Here is a 19,984-nt window from a genome sequence, read left to right as displayed (position 1 = left end):
GCCTAGTAGCGGACGGCGCCTTGAACGGGCATGGAATGAAGCGGCACCACTGCCACGGGAACGCCATAGGTGGAGGCGTGAACCACCTGACCGTCGCCGATATACATTCCCACGTGGGTAATGCCGGCGTAATAGCCCACAATGTCTCCGGGCTGTAGTTCATCGATCGGTACTGGGGTGCCGCCGGCAATCTGCGCCTGCGAGGTGCGCGGGATACTCTTCCCCATCTGCTGATAGCTCCACACCATCAGGCCGGAACAATCGAACACATCAGGGCCCGTTGCTCCCCAGCCATACGGGGCACCAATGCGGGTGAGTGCTGCTTGGACAGCGGCGGATCCCGAACCATCGGCCAACGCAGCTAAGTCAAGGTCGGCAGAGCCGCCAAAGTGCTCAACCCATGCCTGGCGCGCCTCAGGGCTCAAGCCATCAACCTTGGTTTCGAGCTCCTTCTGCTGCTCTTCCAGGTCAGCCTGCTCCTTGAGAACCGCATCGCGCTGTGCCTGCAGCTCGTCGCGCTTGAGGCGCGCTTCCTCAGTAGCATCGACTGCCTGCTGATGCGCCTCGTCGGCTGCGGCGGCGGCAGCCACCATGGCTTCCTCTTCACGCTTGGCAGCCTTCGTCAAAGCCCCCAGGTACCCCATGCGCTCGACCGCGCTAGCTACGTCGTTGGCATCAAGGGCTGCCGACACTGGCGTTGCCGCGCTTCGGCGGTAGCGCGACTGCGCCAGGGAATCGATCCGCTGCTGTTGCTCAGCGACAACCACGGAAGCATCTTCGGAACTGCGCTGCGCTTCCTTAGCCTTGCGTTCCAGCTCGCTGATCTCCTTCTCCGATTCTGCGAGCTCATCCTCAAGCCCTTTGACTTCCTCACCCTTGGCAGAAACGCGCTGGGCGACGTCCGCCATGCGCTCAATGAGATCGCTCAGATCCTCGGGTGACTGCTCCCCTGCCGCTTCTTGCGGTTGCTCTTGGAGGAACTCTTGAGCCACTGCAGATGGCGACAGGACGGCCACCGGAGCCGCACCCACAACGATTGCAGCGACGGCACACGCAATGCCACGACGCGACATGAATACCCCCGAAACTAAGAGAAGGTTAATAGATGACTGAATTATACCCTCAGTCAAGGAAAAGCATAACGGCTTCTAGAATAGCCGAACCCCTTCCCCACCCTCGCCATCAACATGGCAAGAGCAGCGGAAGGGGTTAGCCAAACTGCCAGGTTCGCTTAGAAGCGAACAGCGGAGTGAATCGGCATGTAGTTCAGGGAGCGCTCGCCGACCGGGGTGCCGGAGTTCAGCGCGTCAATGATGGTGCCGTGGCCGGTGTAGATACCAACGTGGGATGCACCGGAGTAGTAGACGATGATGTCGCCCGGCTGCAGGGCATCGAGGGACACCGGGGTACCCGCGGAAGCCTGCGCCTGGGAGGTGCGCGGAATGGACACGCCAGCCTGGCGGTAAGCCCACGAGGTCAGACCAGAGCAGTCAAAAGCGCTCGGGCCGTTGGCGCCATAGACGTACGGGGAACCGACGGCGGAGCGAGCAGCCTCGAGAACCTTCTCGCCCACGGACTGAACCGGTGCCGGCGCCGGAGCCTCAGCTACCGGAGCCTCCACAGCAGCAGCGTAGCCAGCGCCCTGGTCAGCCTTGAAGGCCGGGATGTAACGGTCAATGTTCGGCAGTTGCTTGATATTCGGGACGTTCTCCAGACCAGCAACCTCGAAGCGGATATCGGTCTCCGGGACGACAACCTCAGCTGCATTAGCAGCAGCCGGGACGGTAACAGCTGCGGTTGCAGCAACAGCAGCAGTGGATGCGATGCGACGGGTGTTCAGGTTGCCCTGACGACGGTGCTTAGCCACGAATTTAAACTCCAAATCTTCCTGCGCGCCTACTTTCGCTCACTAGGAGAAGGCAATCCATATGACTACTCTCCACATGACGCGAACAAAAGCTCTGACCCAAGGGCGGGCCTAGCGTTCGACGATGACCCGTTCCTGTAGGGCCATCTCCGCTCGGCCCCCGGATGTTTAGGAGGGGCCAGACGCGGCGCTTAAATCTTCAGTTCGTATTGAGCACCGGTGATGTGTACACCGTGGCGGTAACTCAATGTCTCGAATAGGTTACGAAATCATCACGAGCGATGTCGAGTCAGAAACGTAAAACCGGCTTCGTTACCGTCCCGTTATCAAATGGAAACCTAAACGACACGGCGCCCAACGACCCCAGTTCATTACACAAGCACGACAGGCAGATACTTGCCCTCACCTGCAATAACCCAGAGGGGTTTTCACTTCACACCGCTAGACCTTAACACCGACCTAAAGCCCCAAAGAGCGTCCAAAAGTATACGATGTAACCTTCATCACACTCGTGTAACTCGGCGTCACATCGACCCCATTTGACCCACTACCCTCTCCTGAAACCATGCAACAAAGTGGTTCTCTCCTGCGGTTTTTATGTCGACCGCGTCACTCTCCCGAGCAAATGAGAGACCTCCGCATCGCCGTATCGCTCCTCGATTCCCGGAAATCAGACAAACTACGAGGAGGTTAACTGTGGGTTAACACCTTGAAAGGCAAGCAACGCAAAACTTACGAGCCCGGTCTCCCACCCAGCTTGGCGCCTGCAGACCGCTCCTCTGACAGCGGGTACGTAGACGGCCTTACAACCAGTGTAAAGCACACGCTCTAGAGGCCTAGGCATGAAAGAACGCTGTATCCAACGAACTCCTCTGGGACGCCCTTCGCGCTCACCTAGCGTGCTCGCGGCGGGGTCTAATGCTTCTTCAACCAAGACAGCTCCAACCTGACGTAGGCCAATTAAGTGCGAAGAAATCCCGCCCCACCGCCGAACAACACTAGGCAATACTGCCAAGAGTGACATCAAGGTTTACTGACCCTCCCAACCCAGGTCGGTTCACGACGACCTTTCCGTAGTGCACTGCACATATCTTCGCGAAACGGATTACCTTCTTTGAGCTCCTCCAACGCCCAACGTCTGGGAGCCTCTATTGACACGCCTGAGGCATCTGACAAAAGGCGTCTGGCAAAAGGCATCAGTCATAAGGCGTTTTGACGGCTAAAAACGCCATTTACTCATTTCAGATGGCGTCTTCAGACCCAAAGATGCCTTTTGTCAGATGCCTTGTGCAAGTACGCCCTCCTAATTTAGCTCAGCTTCCGAAATGAACAAATGAACCAGGCCGGCTCCAAGGGCCCAGTTCGAAGCCCCGCGACAAAAGGAAATGAAAACGCAAAAGCCCGTTCCCAATCTCCTGTCTGATGGAGAAAGGAACGGGCTCTGTGAGCGTGTTTCAGCGAGTGATGGCGCTAGATGCGGCCATTCTCCTCGTCTTCGCGGCGGTTAGCCTCGTTGAGCTGACGGAACATCTCCGCCTCCTCAGCGTGGTTCTCGTGGCGAATTTCATTGACTCGGGAGACGATAGCGGAGTCATCGGAAGAGAAGATGCCCTGTGTCTCGGAGTCGGCCAGACCAAGCTGGTTGAGCTGCTTCGGAACCGGAGCGCCGGCGTACTCGAGCGGAACCGGGTGGCCGTGCTCGTCCACCGGACCAAGCGGCTGGTGAACCTCGATGAAGGCACCGTTCGGCAGCTGCTTAATGACACCGGTCTCGATACCGTGCTCCAGCACCTCACGGTCGGAGCGCTGCAGACCAACGCAGATGCGGTAGGTCATGAAGTATGCAATCGGCGGCAGGACAATCAGACCGATACGGCCAACCCAGGTCATCGCATTCAGCGAGATCTGGAAGAAGTGTGCCACGTGGTCATTACCACCAGACAGCGTTACCAGCAGGAAGAAGACGATGGCAGCTGCACCGATAGCGGAGCGAACCGGAACGTCACGCGGGCGCTGCAGGAGGTTGTGGTGAGCGTCGTCGCCCGTCAGCTTCTTCTCAATGAAGGGGTAGGCGAAGAGCAGAACGACCATGAGGCCACAGAGCAGTGCAACCCAGAACGCAGACGGAATGGTGTAGTTGCCGATGTAGAGCTCCCATGCCGGCATGACACGAGCAACACCGTCAGTCCACAGCATGTAGATATCCGGCTGGGAACCAGCGGAGACCTGGGACGGGTTGTACGGGCCAAGGTTCCAGATGGCGTTAATCGTCATCAGACCGGAGATGAGCGCCAGGACACCGGCAACCATCATGCCCATGCCGATTGCCTTGGTGGCGAAGACCGGCATAATACGGACACCCACGACGTTGTTCTCAGCGCGACCCGGTCCAGGGAACTGGGTGTGCTTCTGGAACCACACCATGATGAGGTGTGCTGCGATAAGGCCCAGGATGATGCCCGGGATAACCAGCACGTGCAGGATGTAGAAACGGTCCAGCATGAGGTCGGACGGGAAGTCGCCACCGAAGATGGCCCAGTGCAGCCAGGTACCGATGATCGGCAGACCCAGGATGATGGCTGACATGATTCGCAGACCAACACCGGAGAGCAGGTCATCCGGAAGGGAGTAGCCAAGGAAGCCCTCGACCATGCCCAGCAGGATAAGCGCGCAACCGATAATCCAGTTGGCCTCACGCGGGCGACGGAATGCGCCGGTGAAGAAGATGCGCAGCATGTGGGCAATCATGGACATCATGAACATGAGTGCAGCCCAGTGGTGCATCTGGCGCACAAACAGACCGCCGCGGACCTCAAAGGAGATATCGAGTGCCGTTGCGTAGGCGCGAGACATCTCCACGCCGTTCAGCGGGGTGTACCCACCGTCGTAGATGACCTTCGTAATTGAAGGATCGAAGAAAAGCGCGAGGTAGATACCGGTCAGCAACAGGATGATGAAGCTGTACAGTGCCATCTCACCGAGCATGAAGGACCAGTGAGTGGGAAAGACTTTGTTGAGCTGGGTACGCAGGACGCCGGCAGCGGAATACCGCTCGTCCATGTTGTTACCCATCTGTGCAAGTTTGTTACTCATTATGACTTACGCTCCCAGAATGCAGGTCCGACGGGCTCGATGAAGTTGCCCTTAGCAATGAGGTAGCCCTCATCGTCCACATCAATCGGCAGCTGCGGCAGTGCACGGGCTGCCGGGCCGAAGACCGGCTTACCGTAGTGCAACGCGTCGAACTGCGACTGGTGGCACGGGCAGAGAATGCGGTTGGTCTGTGCCTCGTACAGCGAGGTCGGGCAACCAATGTGGGTACAGATCTTGGAGTAGGCGTAGTAATCGCCGTAGTGGAAGTCTTCCTGACCCTTGCGCTCGATAGCCTTCTTGGCATCATCGTTGCGCAGGCGGATGAGCATCACAGCGTTGCGGTTACCGTGGATGGAGTGCATGTGGTTCTCGTAGACGTCCTTGTCCTCGGAGTACTCTGCACCGTCGTTGACATCCTCAGCAGCCAGCGGGAAGACAGTCTCCATACCGCCTGCAGCCAGATCTTCCGGACGCACGCGCACCAGGCGGGTGACGCCACGGGTGGTGTAGTGCGAGCCGGACTCGCCTTCGTGCATTTCGGCGATAGTACCGGTATCGCGAGCGAGGTAGAGCTTGACGCCCTTCTCATGCAGGGTCCAACCGGAGGTCCACAGGGTGCCGTCACCCATGTAGTTCAACTCGTGGCGCTTCTTCCACGGGTTGTTGATGGCACCACCCAGCGGAGCGATGACGGTAAGGCCGAAGAGAACGCCAGCACCACCGAGCAGCCCCATGATGGTCTTACGACGACCCAAGGTCGAGGTGTTCCAGGAGTCATTCAGCAGCGCGGTCAGCGTGCGGCGGTCGACTTCATCGGAAGGACCGTCGTGGCGGCGCTGAACCGAGATCTCCTCGGGGAGGATCTTCTTGACGTACTGAACGATGGCAAAGCCCAAGCCCAGGATGCACAGACCCGAGGTCAAGCCGAGCAACGGCGTGTAGAGGGTGTGCCACCACATGCCGTCCTCGCCGAGCATCTTGTACTCCCACGGCCAGAAGAGGTAGACGGCCAGGAAGGCAATGCCCATCAGGACGGAAATGATGAGCCAGAAGGTGACGTTTGCAGCGGCACGCTTCTCGGCGGGATCGCCCTCTACCGGGAAGCGCTCCTTACGGAACGCAACGGTAACATCGTCCAGCTCGGTACCGAGGGCTGCGAGCTCGTCGTTGCTCATAGCATCGAGCTCTTTGCGAGAGTAATTCTTCTTTACGTTGCTCATGAGCGAGATCCAATCCACATAGCGGCAACGCACAGAAGGCTGATGCCGATGATCCACATTGCCAGGCCCTCAGCCACCGGACCGAGGCCGCCGAGCGACCAACCAGCCGGAGACGGGGTTTCCTTCGCAGACTTGAGGTAGGCGATGATGTCCTTCTTCTCATCTGCAGTCAGCTGACGGTCGGAGAACTTCGGCATGTTCTGCGGGCCGGTCAGCATTGCCTGGTAGATCTCCTGCTCGTTAGCCGGGTCGAGCGGCGGCGCGAACTTACCGGAGGACAAAGCGCCGCCCCTACCGGTGAAGTTGTGGCAGGACGCGCAGTTCATGCGGAAGAGCTCCGAGCCCTTGGCGACGTCCTCTGCCTGGATCTGGCCGTTGTAGTTAGCGCCACGCAGGGACTCCTGCGCAACGGAGCCATCCTCGTCGTAGACGATGTCTGCGCCACCACCGTTGGCAGCAACATAGGCAGCCAGCGCAAGGGTCTGTTGCTCGGTGTAACGCGGGGTCTTGCGCTCAGCCTGTGCGTCGTTCGACATCATCGGCATACGACCGGAGTGCACCTGGAAGTACACAGAGCCGGCACCGATACCAACGAGGGAAGGACCACGGTCCTGGATACCCTGCAGGTTCGCACCGTGGCAGGTGATACACGCGACTTCGTAGATATCCTTGCCCTCTTGAACGAGTGCCTGGTCATCCTTTGCGGCGGTGGCCACCTGCGCATCAGGGGTCAGGGCGGAAGCCAAGACTCCTGCGCCGGTAAGCCCGATACTCAGTGCAAAGACGCCAGCAAGCGTGCGCTTCGCCTTGCGGCGACGGCGGGTCTTCTTAGCCGCGGCAGTGGTGTCTTCCACTGCGGCGGGCTGCTGGATGTTATCCATCATTTTCCTTTAGATAACTCGTACATGGAGATGAATGACTGTAGGCCGGCTATTCTCCGGCGACTACGGCCTACTGAACTAGGTAGATGACTACGAACACGCCGATCCACACAACGTCAACGAAGTGCCAGTAGTAAGACACTGCCATTGCCGCGGTGGCCTGTGCAGGCGTGAACTTGGAGCGGGCAATTCGCGCCAAGATAATTCCGAAGGCGATCAGACCCGCAGTCACGTGTGCCGCGTGGAACCCGGTCAGGATATAGAAGACCGAACCAAAGACACTGGACTGAACAGTGAGACCTGCCATGATCAACTCTGTCCACTCGAACGCCATGATGCCCAAGAAGACAACACCCAACGCGATGGTTACCGAGTACCAGAGTCGGAGCTTGTAAACGTCACCCCTTTCTGCTGCAAACACGCCGAACTGAGAGGTCACGGAGGAAAGAACCAGGACACTCGTAATGAGGAAGCCCATGGGCACGTTGATGTGCGCCGTGTGCTCTGCCCAGTCACCCTCCTGGCCGTTCGCACGCGAGGTGAACCACATCGCGAACAGTCCAGCAAAGAACATCAATTCCTGAGACAGGAACACGATGGTGCCGACGCTGACCATGTTGGGTCGGTTCAGCGCGGCAACACGTGGTGCTGCCATACCTTGGTTAGAAACTACGCTCGTCACGCATAACAGTATGGCTGGTCTGACCGCATAAGTCATCTCATTTCCCCCCGATTTTTTTGAGGCCACGACCTAGACCTTCACAGTTTTCACCCCAGGCAGGAACCATAGAGCTCCCAGGAAGTAGTCGGGAACTTTTTAGCGCGCTTTACGACGCCTCATCCCTGCAGGTAGTGAGACTTGGCAACGCCAGTTGTGAAGCCAGCAACAGGTCAAGAAGAGGTACGTTTTGCCCGCAATCCGAAACTGGTCGGACCAACGCCAATGAGATAAATCACACCCGCCCCCGCGGGCGAAAGTGCAGGACTGCAACTTTCGGATGACCCCCGTAAAAATGGCCGTTAACGTGCTGGAATTCTAAGCACAGACCTAGAGTTACACACTTTCGGCAAGCCACCCGCTCCCCCAGCACTCCACCCAAATCAAAATTTTTTCTCCCTTTTGGGAACTTTCCGCAACGCACTACGACGCAGTCTTCTCAACGACAAAGCCTCCGCCACGAGGTGTGGCGGAGGCGTGAGAAGTCGTGACGCTAGAAAGCGCGGCAGAAAAGGTTAAGCCTTAGTGCTTTTCCTTCGGAAGGCCATACTGCAGGGACAGGCCAGTCACGGAGGTGACGAGCAGGACTGCGCCCAGGATAATCATCCAGAAGTAGAGGAAGATGATGCCAAGACCCAGCACTGCGATGGAGCCGGTCATGCACAGCGGCCAGATGGAGCTCGGAGAGAAGAAGCCAAGGATACCGGCTGCGTCTTCAGTCTCCGCCTCTTCCCAATCCTCCGGCGCGATGTCGGAGCGGTTATCGGTGAAGTGCAGGTAGCCGCCCAGCATGAGGCAGAGCAGCATAGCGAGGACCAAGCCCACGATGCCGACCCACTCGGTGCCGTACATGTAGCCATCATCCTTGACGTAGTTAACGCCAATGACGTAGACGATGAGCGACACGAAGAGGTAGGTCGCGATGGAATAAAAGACCTTAGATGTTGCACGCATTTTCTATCAGTTCCTTTTCTTATGCCGCTTCAGCGGTGTCGACAAAGTTGTCGGCATCGCGGGTGTCGCGCAGAGAGTTGAACGGAGCGGTGGTAACTGCGTAGGGCTCTTCACCGATGTGCTCGAGAGCCTCGGCGTTGGTTGCCTGCGGGTTCTCCTCACGGAACTTGAGGTACTCGTTGAAGTCTGCGCGGTCAACGACGCGAATCTCAAAGTTCATCATGGCGTGGTAGGTACCGCACATCTCAGCACAGCGACCAACGAAGGCGCCCTTTTCCTCAATCTTCTCTACCTGGAAGCGACGCTCCTGGGAGTTGTTCTCCGGGTGGGAGTAAGCATCGCGCTTAAACAGGAACTCCGGAACCCAGAAGGAGTGGGAAACATCGCCGGAGGCGAGACGGAACTCGATCGGGGTGTCAACCGGGAGAACCAGAACCGGAACCTCTTCGGTGGTACCAACAGTCTCAATCTTGTTGAAGTTGAGGTAGGAGATGTCACCGGTGGACTTACCGTGAATCGGGTTCGGGTTCGGGGTGCCTTCCGGGTCGAGGGAGGATTCCTCGGCAAGCTTCTGACGCTCAGCATCGGCGCCATCGTAGTTCTCGCCATCAACCTTGTTCTCGGCGTAACCGAACTTCCAGTTCCACTGGAAGGCGGTAACGTCCACGGTCACCTCAGGGTTCTTGTCCAGCGCCGTAACCTTCTGCTGAGCCTGAACAGTGAAGAAGAACAGGCCCATGATGATCAGAATCGGGATAATGGTCAGAGCCATCTCCAGCGGCACGTTGTACTGCAGCTGCTTCGGGAACTCGCCCTTGCCGGCCTTCTCAGCCTTCTTCGCATTCCAGCGGAAGATAGCGGTGAGGAACAGGCCCCACATGATGAAACCGATGATCCATGCAGCAACCCAGACCCAGATCCAGAAGTTGTACATCGAGGTCGCTTCAGGGGTAACACCCTTCGGCCAACCCATGCCTAGGAGGTTCTCAACTGCCGTCGGCGCTGCGACGTCACAACCCGCAAGGGCTAGACCGCCCAAAGCGATGACGCCCGCTAGGCCTGCCTTACGGCCGAGGTTGCGCTGCTTACGCTGTCCCACGTGTGTTCTGCCTTTCTGTGCACACAAACTTCTCGAATACTCACAGAGCATTCCTACCCAATCAGAATAGAGCATCCTGCCTGATTTTCAGGCCTTTTCGCTGGACTGTTTGGGCGTTGGACCTGCCCTATAAGTAGTGAACGTACGGAATGTTACCGGCCCACCTGCACAAGATCACGCCAGCTCCCCCAGCCTCCCCCTCCCGGCTATGACCCAATTCACAAGCCGCACACCCCTGCATCATCCGAAAGTTCGCACCCTAACGGGGAACGCGGCGCGGGGTTCGCAGATCGTTTGGCCGCGGCCGTAAAGTGTTCCGGAGATGAACCTTGATCTATAAGGAGAAGCAAGCTTATGTGCGGACTCTGCGCGCTACTGAGCGCCGATCGCAACGCCGCCCAGCACCTGGAAGCTCTTGAACAGTCTCTTCAGTGCATGCGCCACCGCGGCCCGGACGCTGCCGGAACCTGGCACGACGATGATGCGGCTTTTGGCTTTAACCGCCTATCCATCATCGACCTCGAGCACTCCAATCAGCCGCTCCGCTGGGGCCCCGAGGACAACCCCGAGCGCTATGCCCTTACCTTCAACGGCGAAATCTATAACTACGTAGAACTTCGCGAAGAGCTCAGTGCCGCCGGCTATACCTTCAACACCGAGGGCGACGGCGAGCCCATCGTCGTGGGCTATCACCACTGGGGTAAGGACGTCGTAGAGCACCTGCGTGGCATGTTTGGCTTCGTTATCTGGGATACCGAAACGCGCACGATGTTTGCTGCCCGCGACCAGTTCGGCATCAAGCCGCTCTACTACGCCACCACCAAGGAGGGCACAGTCTTCGCCTCGGAGATGAAGTGCATCCTTTCGATGGCCGATTCGCTGGGTCTAGACCTCAGCCTTGATAGGCGCGCCATCGAGCACTACGTAGACCTGCAGTACGTGCCTGAGCCGGAGTCCCTCCACGCCAATATTCGCCGCGTGGAATCTGGCTGTACCGTCACTCTTCGCCCCGGCGAAGAAGTAGTCTCCGAGCGTTATTTCAAGCCACGCTTCCCTATCCAACCCGTCAAGCAGGGCGAGGAGCAGAAGCTCTTCGATAGGATTGCCCGGGCGTTGGAGGATAGCGTCGAGAAGCACATGCGTGCCGATGTGACCGTCGGTTCCTTCCTCTCCGGCGGCATTGACTCTACCGCCATCGCAGCCTTGGCCAAGCGCCACAACCCGGACCTCCTCACCTTCACCACCGGATTCGAGCGCGAAGGCTACTCCGAGGTCGACGTCGCCGCCGAGTCGGCTGCAGCCATTGGTGTAGAGCACATCGTCAAGATCGTCTCCCCCGAGGAATACGCCGAGGCTGTCCCGAAGATCATGTGGTACCTGGACAACCCCGTAGCAGATCCTTCTCTTGTCCCCTTGTACTTCGTGGCCCAGGAAGCCCGTAAGCACGTCAAGGTGGTGCTCTCCGGCGAAGGTGCGGATGAACTCTTCGGCGGCTACACCATCTATAAGGAGCCACTCTCGCTAGCTCCGTTCGAGAAGATCCCCTCCCCGCTGCGCCGCGGCTTGGGCAAGCTCTCACAGGTACTCCCCGAAGGAATGAAGGGCAAGTCCCTGCTCAACCGTGGTTCGATGACCATGGAGGAGCGCTATTACGGCAATGCACGTTCCTTTAACTTCGAGCAGCTCCAGCGGGTGCTCCCCTGGGCCAAGCCGTCGTGGGATCACCGCGAGGTCACCGCACCGATCTATGCGCAATCACAGGACTTCGACCCGGTAGCCCGCATGCAGCACCTCGACCTGTTTACGTGGATGCGCGGCGACATCTTGGTCAAGGCCGACAAGATGAACATGGCCAACTCCCTAGAGCTGCGCGTTCCCTTCCTCGACAAGGAAGTGTTTAAGGTCGCGGAAACTATCCCCCACGAGCTCAAGATTTCGCACGGCACGACCAAGTACGCTCTGCGCAAGGCCATGGAGCAGATCGTTCCCCCGCACGTGCTGCACCGCAAGAAGCTGGGCTTCCCGGTTCCGATGCGCCACTGGCTGGCCGGCGATGAGCTCTACGGCTGGGCCCAGGATCAGATTACCGAATCCCAGACCGAGGACATCTTCAACAAGAAGGAAGTTCTGGAGATGCTCAAGGAGCACCGCGACGGTGTATCCGATCACTCACGCCGCTTGTGGACGGTGCTGTCCTTCATGATTTGGCATGGCATCTTCGTGGAAGACCGCATCGACCCGAAGATAGAGCAGCGCGACTACCCCGTGAAGCTCTAGTTAAAACAACAAAACTGACGAAGCCCTCGCCGCACACTGCGGACGAGGGCTTCATCGTTTTGTCAACGTGACTTTACTTGAATTTAATTGAAGGAATCACCGCAAGCGCAGGAGCCGCCAGCGTTGGGGTTATCGATGGTAAAGCCCTGGGCCTCAATGGTGTCAGAGAAGTCAATCTTGGCGCCGGTGAGGTACGGGATAGACATCTTGTCTACGACGAGGTTAACGCCGCCAATGGTGTCCACCTTGTCACCATCCAAGGTGCGGTCATCGAAGTAGAGCTGGTAGCGCAGACCCGCGCAGCCACCTGGCTGGACAGCAATGCGCAGTGACAGATCGTCGCGGCCTTCCTGCTCAAGCAGGGACTTTGCCTTGGCAGCAGCGGCCTCGGTCAGGATAACTCCGGTTGCAGACGCGGGAGCGGTCATGATTTCTCCTCTTATATATGCGGAATTTTTCTGGAGCCCACCCTACCCCCTCACAGGTGAGGAAGAAAGGATGCCTCACAGTTCACTAGTGGTTCACTGGTGCCCTGTTCCCTCACCACAACGCTCTCTCCCGCGGGCCTATTCCCGTTATGTCCGCGCGACCTTGTACGCTAAACAGCGTGAAACTTCCGTGGCAAAAAGATGACAAGACTTCTTCCCCCGCCGAGCACACCCCGGCGCCGGAAGAACAACCCGCCGCCGAGAAACCGCACCGCAAGGGCTACACGCCGCCGAAGGGCCGCCCCACGCCCAAGCGTGATGCGCAGGAAATCGCCCGCGGCGTCAAGCGTGATCCCCGGGGGATGTCGGACGCGCAGCGCTACCAGCATCGCAAGGAGCTTAAGGCTTCCATGTCCAAGGCGGAATGGAAGGAATATAAGCGTAAGGAGCGCGCTGAGTCCCGCGAACGTAACAAGGTGGCACAGGAGCGCATGGCCGCTGGCGACGAGCGCTACTTGCTCGCCCGCGATAAGGGCGAGGTCCGCCGCTACGTACGCGATTGGGTAGACTCCCGCCGCTTCATTAACGAGTGGGTCATGCCCTTTGCCATCGTCCTGCTGGTGCTCATGTTCGTCAGCACTCGGGACCCGCGCCTGTCGCAGATCATCTCTATCGGCGCGATGGCGGTCATCGTTGTCTTTGCCGTCGAAGGTTTCTTGCTCGCGCGCAAGTGCAACAACGCCGTGCGTCTCAAGTTCCCCGGCACCACCGAGGCCGGTTTTGGCCTAGGCTTCTACGCGTACTCCCGCGCCTCCCAGCCGCGTAAGTGGCGCACCCCGCGCCCGCAGGTGGAGCGCGGAGCCACCGTCTAAACCGGAGGACACATGCCTGAATTCACCGCGGTTCCCCAGCTGCGCCCTTCAACCGCAGCTCAACCAAACCGCGTAGCCGAAATTGCCGCGTGGTTGGCGGCAGCGCAGGATTCCCCGCAGGCGAAGCCCCTTCAGCGCCCCCGAGCCATCGTCTTTGAGGGCGCTGATGCCAACGTTCAACGCACCGTCGACGGTGCAGAAGCCACATTGCACTCCCCCAGCGATGCAGATCGGTGGCGCGATAATCTCTTCAGCGCTGCGCAGCGGGCAGGAGCGGGCATCGACTTCGTCGAATGCAGCGCAGAGTCCACCAGCACTGAGCCTGGTGCCCCCTCTGCCGCTATGTCCCCGGCAGAGTGCGAGTCACACATCGAACTCGGCATGGCTACCGCTGACCGAGAGATCGATTCGGGCACTGATCTGCTCATCACGTCTGATTTTGGTATCGGCGCAAGCACAGTCGCCGCCAGCGTCATGGGCCGGATTACCCATACCGAACCGGTGGCGATTGTGGGGACGAATACTCTGGCCAGCGGTATCACGGATGCGATGTGGAAGGCCCGCGTGAGCGTTGTGCGTGACTCGATGTTCCGCGCCCGCAACCTGGAGGGCTGGGAGGTCGTGCAGACCATCGGCTCCCCGAATCTCGCAGCGCTGGCGGGTTTCATCGCGCAGGCCACGGCGCGGCGAACGCCGGTGCTTATCGACGGCCCCCTAGCCGCCACCGCCGCTGTCCTGGCCGAGCGCACCGCGCCCGGCGTGAAGGGCTGGCTGCGCGCAGGGACGACCACCCCCGAACCGGCGTATGCCCTCGCCCTCAAGGAGCTGGGACTAACCCCACTGCTTGATTTAAACCTGAGCGAAGGCTTCCCCCTCGGCGCGCTCGCGGCCTTGCCGCTGGTGCAGCTGGCCGCCGAGCTTGCCTAAGCGAATTGCGCTCTAAGCCTCCACCAGCGTGTGCAGCCAGCCGTGAGTATCCTCCACGGACCCGCGCTGGATGCCGGTGAGGCGCTCGCGCAGGGCCATCGTCATAGCACCGGCCTCATCGTTGTTGATGTGGAAGTCGGTCTCGTCGCCCATGACGTGGCCCACCGGGGTAATAACGGCTGCGGTGCCGCAGGCAAAGGCCTCCACCATGGCACCGGAAGCAACGTCCTGCTCCCACTCCTTGTAGGTGATGCGACGCTCTTCGACCTTCAGCCCCATATCCTCAGCAACTTGCAGAAGCGAGGCGCGGGTAATGCCCGGCAGCAGCGAACCCGACAGCGCCGGGGTCACCAGGGTTTGGTTGCCCTCCTCGCCGTAGACAAAGGCCAGGTTCATACCGCCCATCTCCTCGATGTAGGCGCGGTCGATGGCATCCAACCACACCACCTGGTCGCAGCCCTTTTCCGCTGCCTGCGCCTGCGCCAGCAGGGAGGCCGCATAGTTGCCGGCGAACTTGGCCGCACCCGTTCCACCAGGAGCAGCGCGAACAAAGTCAGTGGATAGCCAGACGGACACCGGCTTGATGCCGCCGGTGAAGTACGCGCCTGCCGGGGAGGCGATGACGACATAGCGGTAGGAGTGCGCCGGGTGCACGCCCAGGGACACATCGGTAGCAATCATGAAAGGGCGGAAATACAGGGCTGCCTCGCCGCCGGCTTCGGGGACCCAGGCCTGGTCGACGTCGACAAGCTGGCGCAGGGACTCGATGAACTCCTCTTCTGGCAGCTGCGGCATAGCCATGCGCTCAGCGGAAGCCTGCAGACGCTGCGCGTTCTGCTCCGGGCGGAAGGTGGCGATGCTGCCGTCGGGCTGGCGGTAGGCCTTGATGCCCTCGAAGATGGCCTGGCCATAGTGGAAGACGGTGGACGCCGGATCCATGCTAAACGGCGCGTAGGGGCGTACCTGCGCGTCGTGCCATCCCTTGTCCTCAGTCCAGTCAATCGTCACCATGTGGTCGGTGAAGTACTTACCAAAGCCCGGGTTCGCCAGAATCTCCTGCAGGCGCTTCGGGGAGGTGGGGTTTTCAGTTCGCGTCACGGTGTAATTCAACATGGATTACAGCGTACTCCTTAGCCCCCTATAGAGATGCAGAAATGCCTTAGCTAGATCACCACTCCTTAAGTCCACTCGGCTAGCCCACTAGCCCCGCTGCCACCCCACCCCACTCCCACTGTAATCCCACTGTAATCCCACTACGTTCCACACCATAGACACGGGTAGTGTGTGAGGAGTATCCCATTGTCACTTTTCTCAAGGAGGACATCGTGGCTTCTTCCACGTTCGAACTGCCCGCACGCGGCTCTTTCCCCACTGTTGAGCTGGCCAAGAAGGCCCCGAAGCAGGCAGATGCCCTGCTGATCGCCGCCTTCGCCGGCGAGGAGGGACTCGAGGTGCCGGGCACCTCTCTTCTCAGCTCGTCCGCACTGCGCTCGACGTACGAGGCTCTCGCGGCCGTGGGCGCGACGGGCAAGGCCGGGGAAATCGTGAAGGTTCCCGCCCCGCAGAAGGCGGGCGCTGCTCAGGTCATTGCGCTGGGCTTGGGCGATGTAGAGGAGCTTGACGCCGAGGCCCTGCGCCGCGCCGCCGGCTCCGTGGCCCGCGCCACCGCAGGCGTGGGCACCATCGTGACCAGCCTGGCGGACTTCGGTGTTTCTGCTGCTGTCGAGGGTCTCATCCTCGGCGGCTACGCTTATCGCGGCATTCGCTCCACCGAACTGGAGGAGAAGGAACAACCAGCCACTTTCGTGGTGGTGGCTGATAAGTCTGTCTCCGAAGAATTCGAGGCAGCCCGCACCGTGGCCGAGTCTGTCTTGCTTGCCCGCGACCTCGTGAATGCCCCCGCCAACGAACTCTACCCGGAGTCCTACGCCGCATTCCTTTCCGGCCAGGCAAAGGAAGCCGGTCTTGACGTCGAGGTGCTCGATGAAAAGCAGCTGGAGAAGCAGGGCTTCGGCGGTATCCTCGCGGTAGGCAAGGGTTCTGCCCGTCCGCCGCGTCTGGTGCGCCTGAGCTGGAAGCCCAAGAAGGCCAAGAAACACGTGGCTCTTGTAGGTAAGGGCATTACCTTCGATACCGGCGGCATCTCCCTCAAGCCAGGCAATGGCATGTGGGACATGATTTCGGATATGGGTGGCTCTGCTGCGATGGCGGCCACCATCATCGCGGCGGCCAAGCTGAAGCTGCCGGTTCAGATCACCGCTACCCTGCCGCTGGCTGAGAACATGCCGGGCTCTGGCGCCACCCGCCCGGGCGATGTCATTACCCACTACGGTGGCCTGACCTCCGAAGTTCTCAACACCGACGCCGAGGGCCGCCTCGTGCTGTCGGACGCCATCGCGCGCGCCAGCGAGGACAAGCCGGATTACCTCATTGAGACTGCGACACTCACCGGCGCACAGATCGTGGCGCTGGGTTCGCGCACCTCCGGCATCATGGGCTCCGAGGTTTTCCGCGATCGCCTCGCCGAAATCGGCCGCGAAGTGGGCGAGAACGCCTGGGCCATGCCGCTGCTGGAGGAGCACGACGAGGAGATCAAGTCCCAGGCCGCAGACATCCGCAATATCAACGCCAAGCGCGAGGGCGGCATGGAGTTCGCCGGCACCTACCTCAAGCAGTTCGTGGGCGAGGGCATCGAGTGGGCCCACATCGATATCGCCGGCCCCTCTTGGAACGGTTCCGCCCCGCGCGGCTACACCCCGAAGCGCGCCACCGGAGTTCCGGTGCGCACCGTGGTGGCAGCGCTGCGCGAGATCGCCGAAGCCTAGATCAGAGCGGCTTCCATGCGGCCCCTCGTGTGAGCGGCTTTAGGCCGCTCACACCTCTTCGCCGGCGATGACGTAGTCCTCCTTATCCGCCAATGGGAGGACCGTACCGTCGGACATGGCGCGGTCGGTGACGAGCCCGTCGTCGTCGACAAGCGCGACCTCGTTGCCTTCCTCACGCAGCCGGCGCAGTCCTTCCTTGAGCATGCGCCGGCCCACCTTGTGCAGGCCAGAGACCTGGGAGAAGTCCAAGGCCAAGCGCTTGCCGGAGAACTGGCGCTCCTCCAGCTCGTGGAGGATGGCTTCGGTGGCGGTGAAGTTGATATGACCTTGTAGGCGGATAATCGCGGTGTCGTCATCCTCGTCGACGCTGCGCACTGGGTGCACACCAAAGCGGTTTTCCGTGGACATCAAGTGCAGGCCCATGTCCGAGGAGAGCTCGCGGAAGATTTCGGTTCCGCGCACGCTATTTCCCTGCTCATCGAGACGCGGCGAGAACGTCGCCACGCCGATCTGCCCCGGCAGCGTTCCAATGAGTCCTCCGGATACGCCGGACTTAGCGGGGATTCCCACCTCCGCCATCCAGCGCCCAGCACCGTCGTACATGCCGCAGGAACTCATCACCGCCAGCGTCATGCGGCAGACGTCGGCGTCCAAAATCTTCTCCCCCGTTACCGGCTGGCGGCCACCATTAGCCAGGGTCGCGGTCATGACGGCGAGGTCGCGCACGTCCACCGACAGAGCACACTGCGAGGTATAGGACAGCACGGCGTCGTGGGCATCGTCCTGGATGATGCCGTAGGAGCGCAGCATATGTGCCAGGGACAGGTTGCGCTCAGCGTGCTCAAGTTCCGAGTCACACAGGCGCTTATCGACGTCCACCTCGCGCCCCGCCAACTGGGATATGAAGGCGCGGATCTTTTCCACGCGGTCCTCCACGGTCGACTCCACCCCATTAATCAGCTGATTGACCACGATGGCACCGGCATTGATCATCGGGTTCAGGGGGCGGTGGTCCTTGGCTAGGGATAACTCATTGAAGGCCTGCCCCGAGGGCTCGAGTCCTACCACCTCACGCACCGCGTCAGGGCCGAACTCGCTCAGAGCGAGGGCATAGACGAAGGGCTTGGAAATGGACTGAATGGTAAAGCGGGTCTCCGCGTCACCGGCGCTGTAGAGGTGGCCCGTCACAGAGCACAGCGCAGCCCCCAGCTGCTCGGGGTTTGCGGCAGCCAGCTCCGGGATATAGTCCGCGACTTCTCCGGAATCGTGATCGTGAACGCCATCAAGGATCTTCTGTAGATAAAAAGGAATCGGTGTTTTCATCGTTTCCCAGCGTATAGAATTGCCGCGTATGACACCTGCACTCATCATTGTCGACGTCCAACATGACTTCTGCCCCGGCGGAGCCCTCGCCGCCGAGCGCGGAAATGAGGTGGCCGATCGCATCGGTGCCCTCCAGCCTTCCTACGACACTGTCGTTGCCACGCAGGACTGGCACATCGACCCAGGCACTCATTTCTCTGAGAACCCCGACTTTGTCGATACCTGGCCCACGCACTGCGTGGCCGATTCCTTCGGCGCCGCGATGCACGAAGCGATCGGGCCCGCCCAGGCCTATTTCAAGAAGGGTGAATATACCGCTGCGTATTCCGGTTTCGAAGGCGCGGCCGACGGCGTTCCCCTGGCAGAGTGGCTGCGCGAGCACGACATCACCGCCGTGGACATCGTGGGCATCGCTACCGATCACTGCGTGCGCGCCACCGCTGCCGACGCCCTTGCGGAGGGATTCACGGTGCGTGTGCTGGCGGATTACTGCGCGCCTGTCGACGAGGCCCGCGGCGCCGCCGCTCTGGAAGAGCTTGAGAAGGCAGGCGCCACCATCATTACTGGCTAGGCAGCACCCCTCTAATTGCCGTCCTGGTCATTCTGCTGCTGTCGCTGTTCAAACCGCTGACGGCGCTCGCGTTGTTCCTCCCGCTTGCGCAGAATGCGCTCTCGCTCGATGCGCTCGCGCATGCGCTGGGGGTAACCAGTCTCTTCGACGTCATAGACATCGCAGCGCAGAAGCTTAGCCACCGCGTCGATGCCTTTGGGCCCACCAATGCGACGGCGAATGAAGGCGCCGTTTTCATCCACCACAACGACAGACATCTCGTTGACCACGGTCTCCGGTTCAACAAAGGCCTCAATAAAAGCACGTCCCTGCGCCCAGGCTTGAAGCTCTTGGGCGTCTTCTGCGCGAATGGTCTCCCCCGGTGCGCGGGGCGGGCGCAGTTGGGACTTGGAGCTGTTGCGGCGGAAGGGGTTGAACATGGCTCTTTAGCCTACCGGAGGCCACCTTCAGCCACTTCGTGCGGAGGATGCCCTAATTCACCCCACCCGTGCGCACCTTTTATAAACACGCTGTAGAATCAAACACTAGCGTTTCACTAATTCCAACTTTCGAGGAGTCTTAACACTTATGGCACACTCTGTTGTGATGCCCGAACTGGGCGAATCCGTAACCGAAGGCACGATTACCCAGTGGCTGAAGTCCGTCGGCGACACCGTCGAGGTCGACGAACCGTTGCTCGAGGTCTCCACCGACAAGGTCGACACCGAAATCCCCTCCCCGGTCGCCGGCACCATCCTCGAAATCAAGGCTGAGGAAGATGACACCGTAGACGTGGGCGCAGTCATCGCCATCATCGGTGACGAAGGCGAATCCGCACCGGCTACTGAGGAGTCCGCGGATTCCTCCGAGAAGGCTGCCGAGACCCCAGACAAGCCCGCTGAGGACGCTGAGTCCGAGGCGCCGGCCGCTTCTGGTGATGCCACCGACGT

18 protein-coding genes are annotated in these 19,984 nt (G+C 60.1%); 6 read left to right on the top strand and 12 right to left on the bottom strand.

Translation table 11 applies throughout. The annotated features are described in order from the left end of the window. Nucleotides 1-2: 2 nt before the first annotated feature. From HMPREF2635_RS09685 to HMPREF2635_RS09650, 8 genes are all read right to left on the bottom strand, one after another. A complete protein-coding gene (locus HMPREF2635_RS09685; RefSeq protein ID WP_070821687.1) occupies nucleotides 3-1,073 on the bottom strand; it encodes a C40 family peptidase in 1,071 nt (356 codons plus the stop codon). Nucleotides 1,074-1,231: 158 nt separating this feature from the next. After that, a complete protein-coding gene (locus HMPREF2635_RS09680) occupies nucleotides 1,232-1,867 on the bottom strand; it encodes a C40 family peptidase (protein ID WP_046648126.1) in 636 nt (211 codons plus the stop codon). A gap of 1,470 nt (nucleotides 1,868-3,337) precedes the next feature. Further along, nucleotides 3,338-4,960 carry a cytochrome bc1 complex cytochrome b subunit gene (locus HMPREF2635_RS09675; RefSeq protein ID WP_046647943.1) on the bottom strand — a complete coding sequence of 541 codons (1,623 nt, stop codon included), beginning with the start codon at nucleotides 4,958-4,960 and terminating at the stop codon, nucleotides 3,338-3,340. Continuing rightward, on the bottom strand, nucleotides 4,960-6,180 hold the full coding sequence (locus HMPREF2635_RS09670; protein ID WP_070512416.1) for a cytochrome bc1 complex Rieske iron-sulfur subunit: 1,221 nt from the start codon (nucleotides 6,178-6,180) through the stop codon (nucleotides 4,960-4,962). Before HMPREF2635_RS09670 ends, HMPREF2635_RS09675 begins: the two co-directional genes overlap by 1 nt. Further along, nucleotides 6,177-7,064, bottom strand: a complete 888-nt coding sequence (locus HMPREF2635_RS09665) for a cytochrome bc1 complex diheme cytochrome c subunit (RefSeq protein ID WP_029159009.1) — start codon at nucleotides 7,062-7,064, stop codon at nucleotides 6,177-6,179. The genes HMPREF2635_RS09670 and HMPREF2635_RS09665 overlap by 4 nt, the downstream gene beginning before the upstream one ends. A 67-nt stretch (nucleotides 7,065-7,131) precedes the next feature. After that, nucleotides 7,132-7,716, bottom strand: coding sequence for an aa3-type cytochrome oxidase subunit III (locus HMPREF2635_RS09660; protein ID WP_010190575.1), 585 nt, complete (start codon nucleotides 7,714-7,716; stop codon nucleotides 7,132-7,134). 585 nt (nucleotides 7,717-8,301) lie between these two features. Next, nucleotides 8,302-8,733 carry an aa3-type cytochrome oxidase subunit IV gene (locus HMPREF2635_RS09655; RefSeq protein WP_046647941.1) on the bottom strand — a complete coding sequence of 144 codons (432 nt, stop codon included), beginning with the start codon at nucleotides 8,731-8,733 and terminating at the stop codon, nucleotides 8,302-8,304. A gap of 19 nt (nucleotides 8,734-8,752) precedes the next feature. Further along, on the bottom strand, nucleotides 8,753-9,832 hold the full coding sequence (locus tag HMPREF2635_RS09650; protein WP_070512410.1) for an aa3-type cytochrome oxidase subunit II: 1,080 nt from the start codon (nucleotides 9,830-9,832) through the stop codon (nucleotides 8,753-8,755). A 354-nt stretch (nucleotides 9,833-10,186) separates the two neighbouring features. On the opposite strand from HMPREF2635_RS09650, the gene asnB reads away from it, so the two are divergent. Beyond that, nucleotides 10,187-12,109 (top strand): asparagine synthase (glutamine-hydrolyzing), encoded by a 1,923-nt coding sequence (gene asnB / locus HMPREF2635_RS09645; protein WP_070512407.1) that lies wholly within the window; start codon nucleotides 10,187-10,189, stop codon nucleotides 12,107-12,109. Between the two features lie 83 nt (nucleotides 12,110-12,192). Here the strand turns inward: asnB and HMPREF2635_RS09640 are convergent, their stop codons facing one another. Then, complete coding sequence (locus HMPREF2635_RS09640; RefSeq protein ID WP_070512402.1) at nucleotides 12,193-12,537, bottom strand: HesB/IscA family protein; 345 nt, start codon at nucleotides 12,535-12,537, stop codon at nucleotides 12,193-12,195. A gap of 179 nt (nucleotides 12,538-12,716) precedes the next feature. Here HMPREF2635_RS09640 and HMPREF2635_RS09635 point away from each other — a divergent pair, with 179 nt between their 5' ends. Continuing rightward, nucleotides 12,717-13,409, top strand: a complete 693-nt coding sequence (locus tag HMPREF2635_RS09635) for a DUF3043 domain-containing protein (RefSeq protein ID WP_070512398.1) — start codon at nucleotides 12,717-12,719, stop codon at nucleotides 13,407-13,409. A 12-nt stretch (nucleotides 13,410-13,421) separates the two neighbouring features. Next, nucleotides 13,422-14,336 (top strand): nicotinate-nucleotide--dimethylbenzimidazole phosphoribosyltransferase, encoded by a 915-nt coding sequence (locus HMPREF2635_RS09630; RefSeq protein ID WP_070546889.1) that lies wholly within the window; start codon nucleotides 13,422-13,424, stop codon nucleotides 14,334-14,336. Nucleotides 14,337-14,348: 12 nt separating this feature from the next. Here HMPREF2635_RS09630 and HMPREF2635_RS09625 read toward each other — a convergent pair whose 3' ends face one another. Next, nucleotides 14,349-15,449, bottom strand: a complete 1,101-nt coding sequence (locus HMPREF2635_RS09625) for a branched-chain amino acid aminotransferase (protein ID WP_070821686.1) — start codon at nucleotides 15,447-15,449, stop codon at nucleotides 14,349-14,351. Nucleotides 15,450-15,661: 212 nt separating this feature from the next. Between HMPREF2635_RS09625 and HMPREF2635_RS09620 the strand changes: the two genes are divergently transcribed. After that, nucleotides 15,662-17,161: a leucyl aminopeptidase gene (locus tag HMPREF2635_RS09620; RefSeq protein WP_070546907.1), complete on the top strand. Its 1,500-nt coding sequence runs from the start codon at nucleotides 15,662-15,664 to the stop codon at nucleotides 17,159-17,161. Nucleotides 17,162-17,209: 48 nt separating this feature from the next. Here the strand turns inward: HMPREF2635_RS09620 and HMPREF2635_RS09615 are convergent, their stop codons facing one another. Further along, a complete protein-coding gene (locus tag HMPREF2635_RS09615) occupies nucleotides 17,210-18,484 on the bottom strand; it encodes a glutaminase (RefSeq protein WP_046647935.1) in 1,275 nt (424 codons plus the stop codon). A gap of 28 nt (nucleotides 18,485-18,512) precedes the next feature. On the opposite strand from HMPREF2635_RS09615, the gene HMPREF2635_RS09610 reads away from it, so the two are divergent. After that, entirely contained in the window at nucleotides 18,513-19,055 is a 543-nt protein-coding gene (locus tag HMPREF2635_RS09610) for an isochorismatase family protein (protein WP_070546895.1), read from the top strand. Between the two features lie 11 nt (nucleotides 19,056-19,066). Here the strand turns inward: HMPREF2635_RS09610 and HMPREF2635_RS09605 are convergent, their stop codons facing one another. Continuing rightward, on the bottom strand, nucleotides 19,067-19,474 hold the full coding sequence (locus HMPREF2635_RS09605) for an oxidoreductase (RefSeq protein ID WP_070546898.1): 408 nt from the start codon (nucleotides 19,472-19,474) through the stop codon (nucleotides 19,067-19,069). 148 nt (nucleotides 19,475-19,622) lie between these two features. Between HMPREF2635_RS09605 and HMPREF2635_RS09600 the strand changes: the two genes are divergently transcribed. Then, nucleotides 19,623-19,984 (top strand): biotin/lipoyl-containing protein (locus HMPREF2635_RS09600; protein WP_305764542.1); only part of this gene is annotated, 362 nt, incomplete at its 3' end.

Origin of the sequence: Corynebacterium sp. HMSC035E02, assembly GCF_001836065.1 — a bacterium.
Lineage (GTDB): Bacteria > Actinomycetota > Actinomycetes > Mycobacteriales > Mycobacteriaceae > Corynebacterium > Corynebacterium hiratae.
Note: the sequence above shows the minus strand (reverse complement) of the source record. Positions and strands in the feature narration are given on the sequence as shown.

What these genes read in the sequence shown, in the direction of transcription:
- HMPREF2635_RS09630 (WP_070546889.1), top strand. Translation starts at nt 13,422, where the DNA reads ATGCCTGAATTCACCGCGGTTCCCCAGCTGCGCCCTTCAACCGCAGCT.
- HMPREF2635_RS09675 (WP_046647943.1), bottom strand. Translation starts at nt 4,960, where the DNA reads ATGAGTAACAAACTTGCACAGATGGGTAACAACATGGACGAGCGGTAT.
- asnB (WP_070512407.1), top strand. Translation starts at nt 10,187, where the DNA reads ATGTGCGGACTCTGCGCGCTACTGAGCGCCGATCGCAACGCCGCCCAG.
- HMPREF2635_RS09655 (WP_046647941.1), bottom strand. Translation starts at nt 8,733, where the DNA reads ATGCGTGCAACATCTAAGGTCTTTTATTCCATCGCGACCTACCTCTTC.
- HMPREF2635_RS09625 (WP_070821686.1), bottom strand. Translation starts at nt 15,449, where the DNA reads ATGTTGAATTACACCGTGACGCGAACTGAAAACCCCACCTCCCCGAAG.
- HMPREF2635_RS09640 (WP_070512402.1), bottom strand. Translation starts at nt 12,537, where the DNA reads ATGACCGCTCCCGCGTCTGCAACCGGAGTTATCCTGACCGAGGCCGCT.
- HMPREF2635_RS09670 (WP_070512416.1), bottom strand. Translation starts at nt 6,180, where the DNA reads ATGAGCAACGTAAAGAAGAATTACTCTCGCAAAGAGCTCGATGCTATG.
- HMPREF2635_RS09610 (WP_070546895.1), top strand. Translation starts at nt 18,513, where the DNA reads ATGACACCTGCACTCATCATTGTCGACGTCCAACATGACTTCTGCCCC.
- HMPREF2635_RS09660 (WP_010190575.1), bottom strand. Translation starts at nt 7,716, where the DNA reads ATGGCAGCACCACGTGTTGCCGCGCTGAACCGACCCAACATGGTCAGC.
- HMPREF2635_RS09615 (WP_046647935.1), bottom strand. Translation starts at nt 18,484, where the DNA reads ATGAAAACACCGATTCCTTTTTATCTACAGAAGATCCTTGATGGCGTT.
- HMPREF2635_RS09665 (WP_029159009.1), bottom strand. Translation starts at nt 7,064, where the DNA reads ATGATGGATAACATCCAGCAGCCCGCCGCAGTGGAAGACACCACTGCC.
- HMPREF2635_RS09685 (WP_070821687.1), bottom strand. Translation starts at nt 1,073, where the DNA reads ATGTCGCGTCGTGGCATTGCGTGTGCCGTCGCTGCAATCGTTGTGGGT.
- HMPREF2635_RS09605 (WP_070546898.1), bottom strand. Translation starts at nt 19,474, where the DNA reads ATGTTCAACCCCTTCCGCCGCAACAGCTCCAAGTCCCAACTGCGCCCG.